Annotated in this window: 15 protein-coding genes; 3 read left to right on the forward strand and 12 right to left on the reverse strand. The window is 61.6% G+C overall.

Annotated elements, in window-relative coordinates:
• Nucleotide 1: 1 nt before the first annotated feature.
• Nucleotides 2-2005, reverse strand: coding sequence for a cytochrome o ubiquinol oxidase subunit I (cyoB, locus tag EFQ99_RS02125; protein WP_126919006.1), 2004 nt, complete (start codon nt 2003-2005; stop codon nt 2-4).
• Between the two features lie 42 nt (nt 2006-2047).
• A complete protein-coding gene (gene cyoA / locus EFQ99_RS02130; protein WP_126919007.1) occupies nt 2048-3184 on the reverse strand; it encodes a ubiquinol oxidase subunit II in 1137 nt (378 codons plus the stop codon).
• Between the two features lie 380 nt (nt 3185-3564).
• Between cyoA and EFQ99_RS02135 the strand changes: the two genes are divergently transcribed.
• From EFQ99_RS02135 to EFQ99_RS02145, 3 genes are all read left to right on the forward strand, one after another.
• Entirely contained in the window at nt 3565-4896 is a 1332-nt protein-coding gene (locus tag EFQ99_RS02135) for an MFS transporter (RefSeq protein WP_126919008.1), read from the forward strand.
• A 134-nt stretch (nt 4897-5030) separates the two neighbouring features.
• On the forward strand, nt 5031-5492 hold the full coding sequence (locus EFQ99_RS02140) for a hypothetical protein (RefSeq protein WP_126919009.1): 462 nt from the start codon (nt 5031-5033) through the stop codon (nt 5490-5492).
• The gene (locus EFQ99_RS02145; RefSeq protein WP_126919010.1) at nt 5489-5779 is read left to right on the forward strand and encodes a type II toxin-antitoxin system RelE/ParE family toxin; all 291 of its coding nucleotides are present in this window, start codon (nt 5489-5491) and stop codon (nt 5777-5779) included. Before EFQ99_RS02140 ends, EFQ99_RS02145 begins: the two co-directional genes overlap by 4 nt.
• A 6-nt stretch (nt 5780-5785) precedes the next feature.
• Here the strand turns inward: EFQ99_RS02145 and EFQ99_RS02150 are convergent, their stop codons facing one another.
• From EFQ99_RS02150 to EFQ99_RS02195, 10 genes are all read right to left on the reverse strand, one after another.
• Nucleotides 5786-6253 (reverse strand): cyclic nucleotide-binding domain-containing protein, encoded by a 468-nt coding sequence (locus EFQ99_RS02150; RefSeq protein ID WP_003563501.1) that lies wholly within the window; start codon nt 6251-6253, stop codon nt 5786-5788.
• Nucleotides 6254-6355: 102 nt separating this feature from the next.
• Nucleotides 6356-9070 carry an ABC transporter ATP-binding protein gene (locus tag EFQ99_RS02155; RefSeq protein ID WP_126919011.1) on the reverse strand — a complete coding sequence of 905 codons (2715 nt, stop codon included), beginning with the start codon at nt 9068-9070 and terminating at the stop codon, nt 6356-6358.
• A 180-nt stretch (nt 9071-9250) separates the two neighbouring features.
• Complete coding sequence (locus tag EFQ99_RS02160; protein WP_126919012.1) at nt 9251-10396, reverse strand: glycosyltransferase family protein; 1146 nt, start codon at nt 10394-10396, stop codon at nt 9251-9253.
• Nucleotides 10393-11640, reverse strand: coding sequence for a glycosyltransferase (locus EFQ99_RS02165; protein WP_126919013.1), 1248 nt, complete (start codon nt 11638-11640; stop codon nt 10393-10395). The genes EFQ99_RS02160 and EFQ99_RS02165 overlap by 4 nt, the downstream gene beginning before the upstream one ends.
• Nucleotides 11641-11649: 9 nt before the next feature.
• Nucleotides 11650-12858: a glycosyltransferase family protein gene (locus EFQ99_RS02170; protein ID WP_126919014.1), complete on the reverse strand. Its 1209-nt coding sequence runs from the start codon at nt 12856-12858 to the stop codon at nt 11650-11652.
• Between the two features lie 96 nt (nt 12859-12954).
• Nucleotides 12955-14127 (reverse strand): ABC transporter permease, encoded by a 1173-nt coding sequence (locus tag EFQ99_RS02175; protein ID WP_164736326.1) that lies wholly within the window; start codon nt 14125-14127, stop codon nt 12955-12957.
• Complete coding sequence (locus EFQ99_RS02180) at nt 14127-15125, reverse strand: ABC transporter permease (RefSeq protein ID WP_126919016.1); 999 nt, start codon at nt 15123-15125, stop codon at nt 14127-14129. The genes EFQ99_RS02175 and EFQ99_RS02180 overlap by 1 nt, the downstream gene beginning before the upstream one ends.
• A 3-nt stretch (nt 15126-15128) precedes the next feature.
• Nucleotides 15129-17036: an ABC transporter substrate-binding protein gene (locus tag EFQ99_RS02185; RefSeq protein WP_126919017.1), complete on the reverse strand. Its 1908-nt coding sequence runs from the start codon at nt 17034-17036 to the stop codon at nt 15129-15131.
• Complete coding sequence (locus EFQ99_RS02190) at nt 17036-18925, reverse strand: ABC transporter ATP-binding protein (RefSeq protein WP_126919018.1); 1890 nt, start codon at nt 18923-18925, stop codon at nt 17036-17038. Before EFQ99_RS02190 ends, EFQ99_RS02185 begins: the two co-directional genes overlap by 1 nt.
• Nucleotides 18926-19081: 156 nt before the next feature.
• Entirely contained in the window at nt 19082-20425 is a 1344-nt protein-coding gene (locus tag EFQ99_RS02195) for an adenylate/guanylate cyclase domain-containing protein (protein WP_126919019.1), read from the reverse strand.
• Nucleotides 20426-20670 lie beyond the last annotated feature (245 nt).

The following is a 20670-nucleotide window of genomic DNA, read 5'->3' on the forward strand; positions in this document are numbered from 1 at the left end:
ATTACACCTGCTCGGCAAGCAGCGCGGTGCGCTTGCCTTCCGTTTCGGTCACGTCTTCGGCGGGGATGTAGAAGTCGCGTCCGTAGTTGAAGGTATGGCCGATCGCCACGACGAGCAGGGCGACGAAGGACACGACGACCAGCCACCACATGTACCAGATCAGGCCGAAGGCGAGCGCGACGCTGATGGCGGACAGGATCGCGCCGGTGCCGGTGTTTTTCGGCATGTGGATCGGCTTGAAACCGCCGAGCGGGCGCTCGTAGCCACGGTTCTTCATATCGTACCAGCTGTCATGATCGTGCACGACGGGCGTCAAGGCGAAATTGTACTCCGGCGGCGGCGAAGAAGTCGACCATTCCAGCGTACGGCCGTCCCAGGGATCGCCGCTGTCGTCGCGCAATTCCTCGCGCTTCATGAAGCTGACGACGATCTGGATCAGGAAGGCGGCGATGCCAAGTGCGATCAGGCCGACGCCGAAGGCGGCGATGATGAACCAGATCTGCAGCGACGGGTCATCGAACTGGCTCATGCGGCGGGTGACGCCCATCAGGCCGAGCACATAGAGCGGCATGAAGGCGAACCAGAAACCGATCTGCCAGAACCAGAAGCTCATCTTGCCCCAGAAGGGATCGAGCTTGAAGCCGAAAGCCTTCGGAAACCAGTAGTTCACGCCGGCGAACATGCCGAAGAGAACGCCGCCGATGATGACGTTATGGAAGTGGGCGATGAGGAACAATGAATTGTGCAGCACGAAGTCGGCCGGCGGCACGGCCAGCATGACGCCGGTCATGCCGCCGATGACGAAGGTCACCATGAAGCCGACGGTCCACAGCATCGGCACTTCATAGCGGATGCGGCCCCGATACATGGTGAAGAGCCAGTTGAATATCTTCGCCCCCGTCGGGATGGAGATAATCATCGTGGTGATGCCGAAGAAGGAGTTGACGCTGGCGCCCGAGCCCATCGTGAAGAAGTGGTGCAGCCAGACGATATAGGACAGGATCATGATCACGCAGGTCGCATAGACCATGGAGGCGTAGCCGAAGAGGCGTTTGCCGGAGAAGGTGGCAACCACTTCCGAGAAGATGCCGAAGGCCGGCAGCACGAGAATGTAGACCTCCGGATGACCCCAGATCCAGATGAGGTTGATGTACATCATCGGGTTGCCGCCGAGGTCATTGGTGAAGAAGTTCGTTCCCGCATAACGGTCGAGCGACAGCAGCGCGAGCGTGGCCGTTAGGATCGGGAAAGAGGCGACGATCAGCACGTTGGTGCAGAGCGCCGTCCAGGTGAAGACCGGCATCTTCATGAAGGTCATGCCCGGCGCCCTCATCTTGACGATGGTGGCGATCAGGTTGATGCCCGAAAGCGTCGTTCCGACACCGGCCACCTGCAGACCCCAGATATAATAGTCGACGCCCACACCCGGACTGTAGGCAGCGCCCGACAGTGGCGGGTAGGCAAGCCAGCCCGTCTGGGCGAATTCGCCGATGAAGAGCGACAACATGATGATGATCGCGCCGGCGGTGGTCATCCAGAAAGAGAAATTGTTGAGGAAGGGGAAGGAGACGTCGCGCGCGCCAATCTGCAGCGGCACCACGAAGTTCATGAGGCCGGTGACGAAGGGCATCGCCACGAAGAAGATCATGATGACGCCGTGGGCGGTGAAGACCTGATCGTAATGATGCGGCGGCAGGTAGCCCTCCGAACCGTTGAAGGCGAGCGCCTGCTGGATGCGCATCAGGATCGCGTCGGAAAAGCCGCGCAACAGCATGATGACGGCCAGGATCACATACATGATGCCGATCTTCTTGTGATCGACGCTGCAGATCCAGTCGTGCCAGAGCGGACCCCAGAACCTGAAATAGGTGATGGCGCCAAGCACGGCGATGCCGCCGATGACGACGCCGATGAACGTCACGACCAGGATCGGCTCGTGATAGGGGATGGCATCGAGGGTCAACCGGCCGAAGATGAACTTCAGGAGGTCAGGATTGGAAAACATGGAACAACCCGTTCATTATGTCTTGCGACGCAAAGCGCCAGGTTAATTGTTATTGTTGAGCTGCGCCGGCGCGGGATCGGCGCCATTGCTCATGCCGGGCATGGAATGGCCCTCATGCTGCATGTCCATTCCGGGCGTGCTCTGCATGCCGGGCATGTCGTGCTGCATGCTGTTGCCATCGGTGGCGGCGGGCGCCACGATGCCTTGGTCGGCATGGCGATTGTCGTATTGAAGCTTCTCGCGATTTTCTGCGCTTTCCTTGCCGCCACCGCCGGTCATGTCGATGTGCATCATCTCGTTCATGCACATCTTGCCCGGCTTGGCGCACATATTGAGGATGGCGCCGTAGAGATCGGCATCGGCGCCGGCATAGTAGCGCACGGGCTCCTTCTCGCTCGGCTTCTCAAGCTTCAGATAGGCGTCGCGGTTGAGCATCGTGCCCTGCTGCTTGACCTGCGCCACCCAGGCGTCAAACCCCTCTCGGGGAAGGCCGTGGAACTTGAAGCGCATGTGCGAGAAGCCCGCGCCGCTGTAGTTGGCGGAGAAGCCCTCGTACTCGCCTTCTTTGTTGATGACGGCGTGCAGCTTCGTCTCCATGCCCGGCATGGCATAGATCTGGCCGGCGAGGGCGGGGATGTAGAAGGAATTCATCACCGAGGAGGCGGTGATCTTGAAATTGATCGGCATGTCGACAGGGGCTGCGAGTTCGTTGACTGTGGCAATGCCGAGTTCGGGATAGAAGAACAGCCACTTCCAGTCGAGCGCCACGACCTCGACGGTCAGCGGCTTGGTATCGGCCGGAATGGCGCGCTCCGCGTCGAGACGGTCGAGGGGGCGATAAGGATCGAGCTTATGCGTGGAAATCCAGGTGACGGCGCCGAGCGCGATGATGATGGCGAGCGGAGCCGCCCAGATCACGATTTCAAGCCGGGTCGAATGGTGCCATTCCGGATCGTAAGTCGCAGCCGTGTTGGAGCGGCGGTAGCGCCATGCGAAGAACAGCGTCAGGAAAATCACCGGAACGATGATCAGCAGCATGAGCACCGTCGAGATGACGATGAGATCGCGCTGTTGCATGGCGATGTCGCCGGAAGGCGCCATGACCACCATGTTGCATCCTGCCAGGAAAAGCAGCGGCAAGACGGATAGAAGGCGGGAAAACTTCACGAGTTTTGGCACGTCTCTAAGCTCTTGTTGTTTCGTTTATTCCGCGACTAAAGCACTGAACCTGATAGCGACATGAGGTGTTTGGTCGCAGTGCAGCAAGCATGCCGCACTGCGGCACAAATCGTGTTGCACTACAGCTTTGAAATCCTGATGAAATCAAGAAGGATTCTGTCGCGAGCGCATGTTTCAACCAGTATATCCGCAAGAACCGGGCAGGCCAGCATTCCCGTGGGAAAATCCCGATCCTGATCACGCTATTTTTCCCAACTACGCCTCATTTTGAGCCGCGATGATGAACTATTTACGTCTTACGGACTTGATAAGCCTGCAGGTTTGATCAAGATCAAGCTGAGGCGCCTTGCCGAAAGCGCTTCAACGAGGGAGGCGTTTTAATGGCTACAACATCGCATTATGGACCGTCATCGTCGTCGCTTGAACGCGACGCGCGGCGTATTCACGACGACAAACCGGTTTCGCCGGGCAGCATTGCTGTCGGCGTGGTGATCGGCCGCATGTCGGAATTCTTCGATTTCTTCGTCTACGGCCTCGCCTCGGTCCTGGTCTTTCCACAGCTGATTTTTCCGTTCGCGCCGGACAGGCTGACGGCCACGCTCTATTCTTTTGCCATCTTCTCGCTCGCCTTCCTGGCCCGCCCGGTCGGCTCCGTCGTCTTCATGACGATCGACCGTATGTATGGCCGTGGCACCAAGCTGACGATCGCGCTCTTCTTGCTCGGCGGCTCCACGGCCTCAATCGCCTTCCTGCCGGGTTACGACGAGATCGGCGTCTGGTCGATCGCGTTGCTGGCGCTCTTCCGTCTCGGCCAGGGCTTTGCACTCGGTGGTGCGTGGGACGGTCTTGCTTCGCTGCTCGCGCTCAACGCGCCGGCCAATCACCGCGGCTGGTACGCGATGATCCCGCAGCTCGGCGCGCCGATCGGTTTTGCGCTGGCAAGCATCCTGTTCGGGTATTTCGTCGCCAATCTTTCCAGTGAGGATTTCCTCTCGTGGGGTTGGCGCTACCCCTTCTTCGTCGCCTTTGCGATCAATGTCGTCGCTCTCTTTGCGCGCTTGCGCCTCGTCATGACCAAGGAATTCGGCACGCTGCTGGAGCAGCACGAGCTCGAAGCAGCACCGATCCTCGACGTGTTGCGCGTGCATGGCCGCGACATCCTGATCGGCGCCTTCGTGCCGCTCGCGAGTTTTGCCATGTTCCATCTCGTCACCATCTTCCCGCTCGGCTGGATGAGCCTTTACGGCAACCAGCCGATTGGCGCCTTCATGGTGGTGCAGGTGATCGGCGCCATGGTCGGCATCCTCGCCATTATTGCCTCGGGCCTCATCGCCGACCGAATCGGCCGGCGTGCCCAGCTCGCCATCTGCGCCGTCATCATCGCTGTCTTCAGCTTTGTTGGGCCGATCCTGATCGCGTCGGGTAACAATGGCCATGACGCGTTCGTCATCATCGGCTTCGGCGTGCTCGGCCTGTCCTTTGGCCAGGCGACCGGCTCGATCTCGTCCCGTTTCGGCCGTGGTTATCGCTATACGGGTGCTGCCTTCACCTCGGATCTCGCCTGGCTCGTCGGCGCCGGCTTTGCGCCGCTGGTGGCGCTCAGCCTCTCCAGCCGCTTCGGGCTGACCTTTGTGGGCTACTACCTGCTGTCAGGCGCCATCTGCACGCTGGCGGCGCTTGCCTTCAGCAGGGCGCTGGAACAGCGCGAATAGATGGACTTGAACACACGAGCCTGCATGGGAAACCATGCAGGCTGTTCTTTCCGGAGCTGTGACATTCCAATTATTGAATGCATTGCAATCTATAATTAATTGCATATGATGCTCGCGATCAGCGAGGATATGCCATGACCGCGGAAACCATCGATCATTCGACCCTTTCCCGCCTTGTTGAAGCTGGAGCGGTCAATGCCGCTCATGTCGTCGGCAAAACCGGCGGCTGGTCCGTCGTCATCCGTTATGGCAAGGCCGAGCGACCGCTTGCCGCCCAACGCAGCCGGCAGGTGCGCGTCTTCAAGCGCATGGATACCTTGGTTTCCTATCTCAAGGATGTCGGCATCTCGCAGTTCGATGTCGATGCGGCCGATTACGCGCCTGAGACGGCATCGCGGCCGGACCGGGCCGCCGCTCTGCGCCGTACCCATGAGGCGGCGGAATACGACAAGTGGTTTCGCGAACAGGTCGAGGAAGCGGTCCGGGAAGCCGATGATCCGAACGCGGTGTGGATCAGCGCGCAGGATGCCGACGAGCGGATGGACAAGCTTCGGGCTGAGCTGCTCGCGCAGCTGGGATCCGGAGATAAAGCTTGATCGTCAGGTGGTTGCAGCAGGCTCTTCTGGATCGAGAAGGTCAGATCCGGCACGTCTTCGCCCAAAATCCCAAGGCTGCAATTGCATTGGATGACATCATCCGACATCAGGCCAAAATGCTCGCTGATTACCCTGAAGCGGGACGCGGCGGCCGTGTTCATGGAACGCGGGAATTGGCCGTGCCGCGCACGGCATTTTTGCTGGTCTATCGTATCGAGAGAAAAGCACAGAGGGTCGAGATATTGCGCCTTCTTCATGGCGCCCAGCAATGGCCGCCGCAACGTTGAAGCGCTTTATTGTGCCATTTGCGGCTGCTTTGCCGCCCGGGCCGCGGTCAGCTCCGCGGTCGTATGGTTCAGGCGGTCGGCGAGCACGCGCATGATTTCCACGGCCATTTCAGGGAAATCGCTGAGCAGCTTCAGGAAGTGCTCCTTGCTGATGCGCAGCACCTCAAGCGGTGAGGTGGCGCGCACCGTCGCCGTGCGCGAGACGTCGCAGAGGATGGCGATCTCGCCGACGATGGAATTGAGCTCGACATCGGCGACTTTGATCTCGCCTGCCGGCGAGGAGACGATGATATCGGCAGTACCCGAGAGGATGACATAGGCGGCGTCGCCAACATCGCCCTGATGAAAGAGGTTCTGCCCGGCTTTGTAGGTCATGCGGTCGGAGGTGAAGGCCAAAAGCTTGAGCTTTGCTGGCGCAATCCTTGAAAAGATCGGCACCCGTCGTAGCATTTCGACTTCGTCTCTCAACAGCATGAGCGTTTTCAACCCCCTGACGCAGGGTCCGCGAGACCAGGCGCCTTTACAATTCCTGGGCGTTCCGCCGGGAACGCCTACCACCGCCGCCTCAATAGAATATTACGATAACAGTTCCTTGAACATCCCGTTTTTCTCTGAAAGTTCCGGATAGTTTCCGGCTTCCGCCAATCCGCCGCGGTCGAAGAGCAGTATCCGGTCGAACATCTCGGCCAGCCGGGCATTGGAGAGCACCCAGATGATCGCCGGTCGATGGCCTTCCTCGTGCAGATCCTCGATGATGTTGCGGGTAATCTGATCCTGAACACGCTGGTCGAGCGCCGATAGTGGCCGGTTGAAGATGAAATAGTCCGAACGCTTCAAAAGCGCGCGGGCAAGATTGAGCTTCTGCCGCTGCACCATGGTCAGCCGCTTGCCGCCGGAGCCGACGTCGAATTCGAGGCCGATCGACAGCACGTCGTCAAAAAGGTCGAGCGCATCGAAGAGCTCGCCCATGATCGCGCGGATGCGGTCGGAGGCGTCGGCCTGCTGATAGGCGATGCGGCCGAACAGCACATTGTCCATCAGGCTCGCCGAAGGGGTGAAACGCTCGGCGTCGTAGCGCTCGATCAACTCGGCGAGATCGGCCGGAATATGCTCGTGGAACTGCTTGCGGGCGCTGACGATCTTGTTCATCAGTTCGTCCGTCAGCAAACCGAAGCGGTGGCGCGGTTCGATATAGGCGAAGCTCAGCCGGATGATGGCCGAGCGTTCCTCGGGTGTCGCATCCTCGAAGCGGCGGCTCTGTAGCTTCTGCAGCAGCGCCTGGTAGGTCGGAATGTCGTCCGCCGTCATGAAGGTCAGCTGCTGGAAGAAGGGATGGTCCGGCGGCAGATCGTGGAAGAGTTCCACCGCGTTCTCGGCGATCTCGAGGCCCATCGCGTAGAGGTCGGTGCTGAGGCCGGTCTCACGGAACAGCTGCTGGAAGTAGGGGTGGGCGGCAAGCCTGCGATTGGTCATCAACGGCCGCTTCATCGTGCCGAAGAGCAGGTTCTCGCCAACCGTCGCCTGAGCGTTGTAGGCGTCGAAATCAAAAGGCACGACGATGCCGTCAAGCCCTTCGTCCCGCAGCCGGTCCCTCAGCGAGGTGCGCAATGCGACGACGTGGTCGCTGACGGCCACATGCACGTCGGTATTAACAGTCGAGCGCAGTGCCAGATCGAGGATGTCCTGCGAGATCAGGACGGCGTCGAGCACCGGGCGAATCGCCTTCAGCAGATCATCAGGCCCGTTGGCGCCGGCAGCCTTGTAGTCCACCCAGTCGCTGTTGAGGTCGAGCGTCGGATTGCCGGCCTTCACCGCTTCGGCGGAATGCCATTTATATTCGAGCGCTTCCCTCTCGTCGTAAACAGGCTCGATCATCGGCGCGTGCTTGAGGCCGTAGAGCAGATTGCTGGCGAGCGTGCCATGAAAGAAGAACGTGTCGGCCGAAGCATAGGAAATGCGCCGGCCAGTGATCGATTCCGGCAGCTCCAGGAGATCGCGCCCGTCGATGGTGATGCGGCCGGAATCCGGCCAGATCATGCGTCCGAGCGCTTCGGCGAAGGCTTCGGCGCCACTGCCGTTCGGGCCGACGATCGCAACCGTCTCGTTCGGCTTGATTTCGACGGAGACGTGGTCGACGAGGCGGGCGCCGCTGTCGTCGGAGAGCGTCAGGTTGGTGACGACCAGTGCGCTCGTCAGCGCGCCGACCGGGGCAACCGCCAGTTCCTGGATGCGGCTGTCGATCAGCGGCTCGACGTTGAACTGCTCATAGACCTGCTGGTATTTCACCTGGACGTCCTGGCGCATCTGGTCCCAGTCGATCAGTTCCTTCAGCGGGCCCGGCAGGTCCTTGTAGGCTGATATGACGGCGACGAGCTGGCCGATGTCGAGCCTGCCCTGCAGCGCCAGGTAGCCGCCGATCGCGTAGAACAGGAAAGGCGTGACCTGGGCGAGGAAGTTGTTGATGAACTTTACCAGGAACTTCCACTGGTAAAGGTCATAGCGGATCGAGAAGATGCGGCCGAGCCGCGAGGCGATGTCGGCGCGTTCGAGGTTTGATGTGTCGTTGCCGTGGATCGTGCCGATACCGTCGACGATCTCACCGACGCGGCCGGAAAGCTCGCGTGCCGTCAGCTGCCGCTGGCGGCCGAGGTCCAGCAGGCGCTTGCGCATGCGGGGGATGACGACCGCCTGCACGCCGACGATGCCGGCGGCGATCATGCCGAGCCAGAAATTCTGCACGATGATGAAGGCGAGCGCGGTGATCGCCTGGCCGCCGAGAAGGGCGGGCGAGACGAAGGCGTCGCCGGTGAAGCCGCCCATCGGCTCCACCTCGTCCTTGATCATGGTGGCGATCTCGGCCGATTTCACCCGCTTGAAATGGATGGGCGGAAAACGCAGCACCCGGTCGATCAGCTCGAAACGGATGCGGCGCAGCATGCGCTCGCCGAGCCGGCCCTTATAGGTGTTGATGTAGAACTTGAAGAGACCGTTCAGCACCACCAGTGCCAGAAACACCAGGCTGAGGGCCATCAGCATCTGGAAGCGGTTGAGCTGCAGTCCTTGAAAGAACTCGACATGGCCGATCAGCGGAATGTCATAGGCGATGTGCATGAAGGTCTGCCGGGCGCCCGGGCCTTCGAAGCCGTCGCCCTGAATCGGTCCGTTGACGATCTGCTTCGGCAGATCGAAGGACAGGAAATAGGGCACCATCGAGGCGGCAACGATGGCCAGAATCCACAGCTGCTGCAGCCGCGTGTTCTTCCAGATGTAGCGGGCGAGGCTTTTTTCCATGGCTAACCGTCAGCTTGCTGGGAAATTCCGGGGGTGCCGGCCGGGTGCCTGGATGGGGGGAATTCTGAGAACAGGACCATGCAGCGGACCGCCGATATCGCAATGAAAACAAGGCGAAGCGACCGGCTGCAAAAATGCCGATTCTCGCCGGAACATTGCTTATATCACAGGAATTTTGGATTAGGCGAGCGATTCGGCAATCATGGAGCGAATGATGGCAGCCGTTGCCTCCGCCCCATCGAGATCGAGCAATACTGGTTCCGGTCGCGGTGCCGCGAGCGCCTTTTCGACGGCTTCTTTTACATGGCCAGGCGTCAGCCCGGTTTCCGGCAGGATGTCAGCGAGGCCGAGCGCCTGCAGCCGCTCGGCGCGCACCGTCTGCTCTGTCTCACCGCCAGCGACGAAGGGGACGAGGATTGCCCGGCAGTCGGTGCGCAGCAGATCGCCGACCGTGTTGTAGCCCGCCTGCGAGATCGAAACCCGGGCACCGCGCAACAGCGAGGGAAAATCCTTGCGGAAGCGCACCAGAGTCACGTTCCGGGCCGCATCGCGCGACAGCGCGGCAAAATCGGCCTCCGGCAGGTTCGGTCCTGATATCAGCAGCCAGCGAAGATCGGCGGGCAGCATTGCCGCCGCTTCCTTTGCCGCGCCGATCAGCTCGGCACCGACCGCGCCGCCACCGGCCGAGGCGATGATATCGAATGTCTCGGTCGGCTCCGGCGCCGGCGGAGCTGCGACGAGGCCGGTATAACGCAGCCTGTCTGAGATTTCGGGTGTTAGCGGGAAGGTATCCTCGAGCCGCACGAACTCAGGATCGCCGTGAACGAGCACGGCATCGAAATGCTCCTTGACCAGCGTGACCGTCTCCGCATCGCGCCCGGCCTTGCGGTTTTCCTGCAGGATGTCGCGCACCGAGCTCAAGAGTTTCGGCCGGGGTTCGGCCTTTTCGATCGCCGCAAGCAATGGCAGCAGTTCGAAGCGCATCTGCCGCCGGCCGAAGGGGAAGGCTTCGATGATGACGACATCAGGCCTTGCGGCATGAAAGGCGTCGAGCAGCAGTTCGCGGCGGGCATCGAGGAAAGTTTGGTCCGCCGGTCGGCCGTCGGCATCGGCGAGGCCCGAGAAGCCGGCATTGCTGGCAACAACCGCAGGCAAGGCCACGGTCTTCATGCCGTCGCCTGGAAAACCCGGCACCGGCAGGCCGCCGGTCACGACGGTCACGTCGAAACCGTCCTTCACCAATGCATTGGCGATGCGGCTGGCGCGGGCAATGTGGCCGATGCCTAGCAGATGCTGGACATAGAAGAAGATACGCGGTGCCGTCATGACGCCTTCTGCCATTCGGCCTCGAACAGACCGGTGAGCTGTCTGATGCTGGAGTGATAGTCGAAATGCGCGCGCACTTGGCTTTCGGCCGCGTCGCCGAGCCGCTTGCGCAATGCCGGGTCGCGGATTGCCGTTTCCAGCGCCCGGGCAAGCAGCGCCGGGTCCTCCGGCGGCACGACAAGACCGTTTTCGCCGTTTTTCAACAGTTCCGGTACGCCGGATACGTCGGTGGAGAGGCAGACGAGCCGCTGGCTCGACGCTTCGACGAGAACGTTCGGCAGGCCGTCGCGGTCGCCGTTGGCCGCGATCCGGCAGGCAAGCGCGAAGAGGTCGGCCCGGCGGTAATGATCGAGCACGTCTTCCTGCGCCATGGCGCCCTTCCAGACGATGCGGCCGGACAGTCCGAGTTCGGAGGCAAGCGCCTTCAGTTTCGAAAGTTCCTCGCCGCCGCCGATATGGTCCATACGCCAGTGGAGTTCGGCCGGCAGAAGTGCCAACGCACGCAGCAGCACGTCGTAGCCCTTCTTCTCGACGGCGCGGCCGACGCTGAGGATGAAGGCCGGATCGTTGGGATCGCCGCCGGTGCGATCCGAACGCTCGCCGGCAAAATGGCCGAAGCGGGCGAGATCGAGGCCGTGGTAACTCAGATGCACGGCGTCCCTGCGTGATGTCAGCGTCCGCATGTGCTCGTAGCCCGTCCTGGTGCAGGTAACCGCCCAGCGGGCGCTGCCGAGCTTTTCCTGCAGTTCCCAGTCGGGTGAGGTCCATATGTCCTTGGCATGCGCCGAGCAGGTCCAGGGCGTGCCCGTCAGGATGCTCGCATATTCCGTCACCGAGGCCGGTGTGTGGATGAAATGGGCATGCAGCCATTCGCCTTCATCAGGCCATTCGCGCCCAAGCACCAGCGCCTGGCCGAGGCGGCGGAAGCGGTTGCGGGAAATGTCGCGCTGGAGGTCGGCGAGGAAGCGCTTCATCAGCGCCTTGAAGCCGGGCTTCGAAAAACCGGCGAACAGGCCTTTCAGCACGCGGATCGGCTCCTCGTGCAGATATTCCGGGAGATAGACGACACGCGCCTTGATCTCGTCATGCACGGGATGACGTTTCTTGTCGGTCGGCCGGCGCATCGAAATCAGCGTCAGGTCGAAGCCGGCCTTTTCCAAGCCGAGCAGCTCCTGGGCAATGAAGGTTTCCGAAAGGCGGGGATAGCCTTTCAGCACGACGAGGATCTTGCGGCGTGGCGGCAAGGCTGTGCCCTATTCTGCGCCGACGAGGGCAAGGTGGCTGCTGCGGCCGTCGATCCACCGGCCGACGGTCTGCGAGATATGGTCCAGCCCTTCGAGACGCATGTTGCTGCCGGTCTTCGACGGCGGCAGGCGGGAGGGCAGGCGCTTCAGCGCCTCGGCCATGACAGTCGGATCGGCCGATTGCTCCGGCAGCAGCATGTCGACGAGGCCGAGTTCGCTCGCGCGCTGGGCACGCAGCAGCTGCTCCTCGCGCGGTGCAACACGCGGCACGATGAGCGCCGGCTTGTCGAAGGAGAGGATTTCGCAATAGGTGTTGTAGCCGCCCATGGCGACGACACCGGTGGCGCCATCGATCAGCTCTTCCATGTGATTGTCGAACTCGATTACCTCGATATAGGGGATGGCTTCCCCTTTCTGCACCAGCTTGGCCCGTTCGGCAGCCGGCATATAGGGGCCGAGCACGACGAGCGCCTTCTGCGTCAAGGTCGGATCGGCCTCGTAGGCGTTCATGACGTCGTGGACGAGATCGGAGCCGTCGCCGCCGCCGCCTGTGGTGACGAGGAGGTAGTTGTCCTTGCGGGCATTGATCGAGGTCTTGCCCTTGGAGACGCTGCGCTGCAGGAAGCCGACGAAATCCATTTTCCGGCGCAGGCTCGCCGGCACGTCGAGACCAACAAGCGGGTCATAGAAGTCAGGCGGACCATAGACCCAGACGCTGTCGTAATATTGGTCGATCTTCTGCATGATGCTGTTCTTCTTCCACTCGGCCTCGAGCAGATGCGGCGCATCCATGATCTCGCGCAGGCCGAGCACCAGGACGGTGCCTTGGGCCTTGAGATAGGCGAGCGTATCCTCGACCTCGCCCTTCAGCCCCATCGGCTCCTTGTCGACGATGAAGATATCGGGCTGGAAGGTCTCGGCGGTGTGGCGAATGCTCGATTCGCGCATCTTCAGCGTCTCGTGCAGGTCGATATGGCTCGCTAGCGACGTATATTCGCCGTTGCGGAGCTTGATGACACTCGGGATCTTCACGAAGTCGACGCGGGCGCGGTAGTCGAAGGCGCCAGCGATCGTCGCACCCGAAATGATCAGGATGTTGAGGCCGCGATAATCCTCGACCAGCGCATGGGCGATGGCGCGACAGCGGCGCAGGTGGCCGAGACCGAAGGTGTCGTGACTGTACATGAGGATGCGTGCATCTTCGAGACGTCTGGACATGGGCATTCCCTCTGGGGTGAGCAACATATTTAGCACCCCCACCGTCCGGAGGCCACGCGGCGGGGGCGGTGCCGTAAGGCGCCGCCGAGCTTTCTGCTATTTGTAGGGATCTGCCGCATCACGCAAGCCGTCTCCCAGAAAGTTGAACGCCAAAATGACAAGAACAACAGGAATGATCGGATAGAGCAGCCATGGATAGAAGGCGATGACGCTGACGCTTTTTGCCTCGGTCAGCAGGATGCCCCAGCTGGTGATCGGCGGACGAAGGCCGAGACCGAGGAAAGAGAGCGCGGTTTCGCCGAGGATCATGCCGGGGATCGAAATCGTTGCCGAGGCAATGAGATGCGACATGAAGCCCGGTACCAGATGCCGGCCGATGACGCGCGGCGTGCTGGCGCCCATCAGCTGCGCGGCCTGCACGTAATCCTCCTCGCGCAACGCGAGCAGCTTGGAGCGCACGGCGCGCGCAAGGCCCGTCCAGTCGATGATGCCGAGGATGACCGTTATGCCGAAATAGATGACGATCGGGCTCCATGTCACCGGCATGATGGCCGCCAGCGCCATCCATAGCGGCAGACTGGGCAGCGATTGCAGCACCTCGATCAGACGCTGGACGATGAGGTCGAAAACGCCGCCCCAATAACCGGCAAGGCCGCCGATGACGATACCGAGCACGAAGCTGATCGAAATGCCGATCAGGCCGATCGTCAGCGAAATCCGCGCGCCGTAGAGGATGCGCGAGAGAACGTCACGGCCGAGCCGGTCAGTGCCGAGCAGGAACATCTGGCCGCCGATCGCCGGGCAGACGAGATGATAGTCCGAGGCAGCAATGCCCCAGAACTTGTAGGAATCGCCGCGGCAGAAGAAACGGATCGGCTGGACGTCGTTCGTCTTGTCGGTATAGACGCGGTGCAGCGTGTCGATGTCGAGCGTCATGCTGCGGCCGTAGACGAAGGGTCCAACGAAATTGCCCTTGTCAAAGAAGTGGACGCGCTGCGGCGGCGCATGGATGAAATCGACATTGCGCGTGTGCAGCCCGTAAGGCGCCAGGAACTCGACGATCAGGATCATCAGGTAGACGGCAGCGAGAAAGATGCCGGAGATCAAGGCCAGCCGGTGCTGCTTGAACTTCCACCACATCAGCTGCTTTTGCGAGGCGAGATGGATGCGCGATTGCGCCGCCGTCATCGTCTCGGTCGCGTGCGGATCGAAAGGAGCAGTCGAGACGTAATGCGGAAGCGGCGCGCCGGGTGCGGGAAGGGGCGACATTATTTGGTGCTCCTGCCTTGCAGACGGATGCGGGGATCGAGGAAGCCGAGCGCGATGTCCGAGATCAGCACCCCGATGACGTTGAGGAAGGCCAGGAACATCAGGAAGGAGCCGGCGAGATACATATCCTGGCTCTGCAGCGCCTTGATGAGCATCGGTCCCGTCGTCTCCAGCGACAGCACGATCGCTACGATCTCGGCGCCCGAGATGATCGACGGCAGGATCGAGCCGATATCGGCGATGAAGAAGTTGAGCGCCATGCGCAGCGGATATTTGACCAGCGCCCGCAACGGCGGCAGGCCCTTGGCGCGGGCGGTCACGACATACTGCTTCTGCATCTCGTCGAGCAAGTTGGCGCGCAGCCGCCGGATCATGCCGGCCGTTCCCGCCGTTCCGACGATAATGACGGGGATCCAGAGATGGGCGAGGATCGATTTCGCCTTTTCCCAGCTCATCGGCGCGTTGAGATATTCCTGGTCCATCAGGTGGCCGATCGACAGCCCGAACCAGACATTGGCGAAATACATCAGGATCAGCGCCAGCATGAAGTTCGGGATGGCGATGCCGAGCAGACCGAAGAAGGTCAGCCCGTAGTCGCCCCAGCTATATTGATGGGTGGCCGAATAGATGCCGATCGGAAAGGCAATCAGCCAGGTGAGCAGGATCGTGGTGAAGGAGACGAGGATCGTTAGCCAAAGGCGGTCGCCGACCACGTCCGAGACTGGCAGCTGATATTCGAAGGAATAGCCGAAATCGCCGTGCAGCATGCCGCCGACCCAGTAGAAATAGCGCACGACCTCCGGCTTGTCGAAGCCGTATTGCTGGCGCATCTCCTCGATTTCCTGGAGATTGGCGGTCTCGCCCGAGGCGCGCAACTCGGCGATCTGGCTCTCGAAGAAGTCACCCGGCGGCAGCTCGATGATGGTGAAAACAAGCGCCGAAATGACGAAGAGTGTTGGGACCATGGCGGCGATGCGCCAGAGAATGTATCTGAGCACGCCTCAGGCCTCCTTGTACCAGAATGCATCCGGCATGTAGACGCCGAGATAGGAGGTGGGATCGAAGCCGTAGAGCGCTTTCTCAGGCAGGTTCTGCAGCTTGGCGGCTCGAAGGATCGGCTGCAGCGTGCTGTTGATGAGGCCGATCGAGAAGACCTGTTGCGTATAGAGCGACAGCATCTTGTGCCAGATCACCTCGCGCTCCTCGAATTTCGCCGTCGAACCCCACTGGCCGAGCAGATCGACCAACTCGGCCGCCTCCGGCAGGTCGGGTGCGGCGCCTTCCTGGCCGGCGGAGAGGTAGTGCATGCCCCAGAGCGGCCATTGCAGCTGATCGTCGAGCGTCGGCGCAAGTCCGGAGGGCGACATGTCGGCCGTCGGCACGCCATTGTCCAGGCCGTACCAGATCGACATCATGATCGTGCCGCTCATGGCGCGGTTGCGGAAGACGTCGCGCTGCGAGGTGCGGGTATAGAGCGCAAGGCCGATATTGGCCCAGTGGTCATGCACCAGCTCCAGCACGTCGGTATCGAGGTTGCTCTCGCCGGCGGTCTCGACGGTGATCTCGGCGCGTCGTCCATCCGGCAGCAACCGGATGCCGTCATCGCCGCGCTTGGCCAGGCCAAGCTCGTCGAGCAGGCGGTTGGCCTCGTCGGGATCGAATTTCACGTAGGCGTCGGCATATTCCTGCTTGAAGAGCGGGCTGTCGGGCAGGACGGTATCGGCACTCGGCGTGCCGAGGCCGTAGAAGGCGACCATGTTGACCTCGTGCCGGTCGATCGCCAACGAGAGCGCCCGGCGCAGGCGCACGTCGCGGAACAGGCCGCGCCACGCCTCGTCGGCGCAGTTGAGATTGGGCAGCAGCGTGATGCGCGAGCCGCGCGCGACCTTCCAGAGATCGACCTTTACCGGGAAACGCTTCTCGGCCTCCTTCAGGAAGGTGTAGTCGTTGAAATCGATGCCGGTCGCCTGCAGGTCGGCTTCGCCGGCACCGGCCTTGGCGGCAATGATCGACGAGGAGGAGACGTTGAGGATGAAGCGGTCGAGATAGGGAAGCTGTCTGCCGGTCTCGTCGACGCGGTGGAAGAACGGGTTTCGATCGAAGACGAATTGCTCGGCCGGCAGCGGCGTCGTATTGCGCCAGGGATCGAGCGTCGGCAGGTTCGGGTTTTCCGGGCGGTAGGACCGCGCCATCTTGATATGCAGATCCTGCCATTTCTTGACGCGGTTGGCCTGCATCATCTGTTCCATCTTCGCCTGGTCCGGCTGGAACTTCTTGTGGAACTGCTTGAGGTAATGCGCCGGGCCGAAGATGACGAGCGGTATGGGGCCCGCCAAAGTCGGCAGGAACATCGGGTTGGGTTTTTCCCAGGTGTAGCGCACGGTCAGCGGATCGAGCATCTCGAAGCGCGGCAGATTGCCATGCGGGCGAAGCTCCAGCGCGCCGCCGCCAGGCGTCAGCTTGTCGTTCAGGATGACGTCTTCCCACCAATAGCGGAAATCGTCGGCGGTGAAGGGCTCACCGTCGGACCATTTATGGCCCTCGCGCAGCGTGAAGGTGAAGACCGTGTCGTCCTCGGAACGGAAATCGGCCAGGATATCCGGCTGGAACTGCAGGTGCTTGTTGTAACCGACCAGGCGGGAATAGCCGTAGATCGTCATGAAGCGGATGTCGCGCTGGCCGCCGATGATGGTGCGCACGGTGCCGCCATAGGCGCCGGGTTCGAGCCCCATCTCCTTCAGATTGACGATGCGCGGGCGGGCGGGAATGCGCTCGGCCATCGGCGGCAGGCTGCCGGCGGCGAGCCGCTCCTTGAGGAATTCCGGCTCGACGGCCTGTTCAGCCCGAAGCACTGCTGGCGCGATCGCCGCGCCGACGAGACCGCCGAGGAAAATGCGACGCGTCACCATCAGCGCAGCTCCCCGGCCGTAACACCCTTGCGGGCGCGCACCAGATGGCCGTCGCCGAGATCGGCATAGGCAAGCTCGGAAGCGTCGTCATGCTCGGCGGTGAAGGTCACACCCCAGTTCTGCTTGTCGGCGGCGCCGTTTTCCCGGAGCGCCTTGAAGTCGAGCGGACGGTCGAGATCGGGGAAGGGGACGGCGGCGAGCAGCGATTTCGTGTAGGGGTGCACCGGATCGCGCAGGATGATCTCGCGCGGCGCGATCTCGACGATGCGGCCCTTGCACATCACCGCGATGCGGTCGGCCATGTAATCGACGACCGCGAGATTGTGGGAGATGAAGAGGTAGGTCAGCCCCAGCTCCTTCTGCAGGTCCTTCAACAGGTTGAGGATCTGCGCCTGCACCGAGACGTCGAGCGCCGAGACCGGTTCGTCGAGGATGACGAGCTTCGGGCCGAGCGCGAGCGCGCGTGCAATGCCGATGCGCTGACGCTGGCCGCCCGAGAAGCTGTGCGGGTAGCGGCTGAGATAACGCTTATCGAGGCCGATCGCCCCCATCAGCCCCTCGACCTTGCGCTTGCGCTCGGCGCTGTCGCCGCGGTCGTGAATCTCAAGAGGCTCGCTCAGGATGTTGCGCACCGTCATGCGCGGCGAAAGCGAGGAGACGGGATCCTGGAACACCATCTGGATCTTGGTGCGCAGTTCCTGCAGCTCGGAGCCTTTGACGGCGAGGACGTCGATCACCTCTTTGCCGTCGTCGAAGACGACAGCGCCATCATCCGGCGTGATGGCGCGCATCAGGATCTTGCTCAGCGTGGTCTTGCCGCAGCCGGACTCGCCGACCAGGCCAAGACATTCGCCGCGGCGGATGTCGAAGCTGACATCGTCGACGGCGTGCACGACGGCGGCTTCCTGTTTGCCGAGGAAGCTGCGTTTGCGCGTTCTGTAGGTCTTGGACAGATTGGTGACGGAAAGCAGCACGCCTGGCGCTTCCGCCTGCACTGGTTTCTTCTTGCCGACGAGGGTTTCGAGATTGACGGGCACGTCGCGCAGCGCCTTCAGCCGTTCGCCGGGTTTCATGTCGAAATGCGGGACGGCGGCCATCAGGGCCTTGAGATAGGGATGCTGCGGATTGCGGAAGATCGCCTCGACCGGACCGGCCTCCATGATCTCGCCGTGATAGATGACGACCACCTCGTCGGCCATGTTGGCGACAATGCCGAGATCATGGGTGATGAGCAGCATCGCCATGCCGAGCTTGGCCTGCAAGTCGCGGAGCAATTCCAGGATCTGCGCCTGGATGGTCACGTCGAGCGCCGTCGTCGGCTCGTCGGCGATCAGAAGCGCCGGCTTGCAGATCAGCGCCATGGCGATCATCGCACGCTGGCGCATGCCGCCTGACAGTTCGAACGGGTACATATCGTAGGTGCGGCGCGGATTGGAAAAGCCGACCAGGCCGAGCATCTCCTCGGTCCTTGCGCGTGCTTCCTGTTTGTCGACGTCTGTATGGATCAGCAGCACTTCGCTGATCTGGTTGCCGACCGTATGCAGCGGCGAGAGCGAGGTCATCGGCTCCTGGAAAATCGTCGCCATGCGCTTGCCGCGCAGATCGCGCATCTCCTCACTGTCGCGCGGCAGCGACAGGATATCGGTGGCGCTGCCGTCGAGCGGATCGGTAAAGAGGATACGGCCGGAGGCCTTGGCCGGATTGGGCAGGATGCCCATGACCGACTGGCTGATCACCGATTTGCCGGAGCCGGATTCACCGACGAGAGCGGTGACTTTACCCGGAAGAATACGAAGATTGGCTTGCTTTACGACGCGCAGCCGGTCGCCGAAAACCGAAAAGGAGACGTCGAGATTTTCAATACGCAACAGATCTGCCGCAGACGCCATACCAATGAAATTCCCCAGTCTTCTATGTTCCCGTTAAGGCACACTATCGTACCGCAAACGGGGTGTCTAGTTGATGACAATCGCAGGGGAAATCCCCGCGTCCCGCCCGAATTTCCTCCGGCGAAACACTTGGGATTGATGGCGGAAGCTTGGGGTTTACTGGATGAATTTCTCCATGCTTGTCTGCTTGACCTGTTTCTTGGCGTCGCGATGCAGGAGAATGACCTGCTCGGCCTCGGAGATCCCGTTCTGCGCGTTGTCGTGGAAGCTTTCGTCGACATGGATATCAGGCGCCGGCGCGCGCGGCTGCAGCACCGTCACCTTCTGGCGGATGCCGCGCAGCTTCTCCTCGCCGAGCCGCGTCCATTCGCCGCCGCAATAGCCGGCGAAGGCCTGGCTGGCGACGACCTCGCGACCGTATTTCTTGGTGAGGATCTGCAGTCGCTGCACCTCGTTGACCGCCGATCCGAAGGCGGAGAAGGTCAGGCGGTCCTTGAGGCCGACATTGCCGAACATGACGTTGCCGACATGCAGGCCGATGCCGTAGCCGATCTTGCTGAGGCGCTTCTGCTCGCGGTCGTTGTTGAGTTCGGCAACCCGCGCCTGCGCCTGATGGACCGCCGAAAGAGCCGCCTCGCAGGCAATTTTCGAGGGGTCCTTGTGGCGTCCGCAGGGATAGACCGCGAGGAAGCCGTCGCCGAGGAAGCTCAGGATTTCGCCGCCATTGCGGTTGAAGGGCGCGGCGATCGCGTCGAAGAACTCGTTCAGCGTGTCGATATAGGCCTGCCGGCCTTCCTTTTCGGCATACATCGTGGATTCGCGCATGTCGCCCATCACGAGCGCCGCACGGATCGTTTCGCCGTCACCCCGGCGGATCTGGCCGTTCAGCACCCGCTTGCCGGCATCGCCGCCGAGATAGGTGGTCAGCATGTTGTTGGCGAGCTTGCCGAGCACTGCCATCTTGGCGGCGACCGCGAGATGGTTCTGCATGCGCAGCAGGGCGTCGATCATGTCGTCGGAAAAGCCGTTGTGATGGTCCGTCGACCAGGAGCCCATCATGCCCTGCACGGAGCCATCGCCGAAGGGCTGCACGAAGGCCAGGTAGTCGGTGAAATTGTCCTTGCGCAAATCCTCGAAGATCGGGAATTCGTTCGGCCCTTCCTGCGTCAGCCGGCGGCGGATGTGCTGCAGATTGTTGTCGAGCAGGTAGTAATAAGGGCTTTGCAGGAAACGGTCCGGCTTTTGGCCGGCCGGCATGCGGAAGCCTTCGATGGTGACGCCGCTGGCCCGCCGCCAGGTGAAGCTGAGCGCATCGTAGAGCGGATGCAGCATCGAAAACGTCAGATGCACGCGCGCGATCGGCAGGCCTGCGGAAGCAATCCTTTCGCAGAAACCACGCACGATGTTTTCAAGATCGTCTCCTGCCAGCGAAGAGTTCGTCAGCCATTCGGCGACCCGGTCCAACAGGATGGAGGACACGCTGGATTCGATCGTGCTCATTCTCGGTATGATCCTCATAAGGCACGCCATCCCCAAGAACCAAAAATCCTTCCGCCGGCACATTTTCATGCGCAGGACACAAGGAAATCAGGATGTACGAGCGGTATTATTGTGTCAACGATCTGCCGAGAGCCCGGCAGCGGCACCCCTCAGCTCTCCTGTCGGAGACCGGACGGGCAGTCCTTTCACGGCGGTTCATTATCAAAAGTCAAAATAGGGATGCTGCAATTGCGAAACAATGGGAT

This window comes from Rhizobium vallis, assembly GCF_003985155.1.
GTDB classification, from domain to species: domain Bacteria; phylum Pseudomonadota; class Alphaproteobacteria; order Rhizobiales; family Rhizobiaceae; genus Rhizobium; species Rhizobium vallis.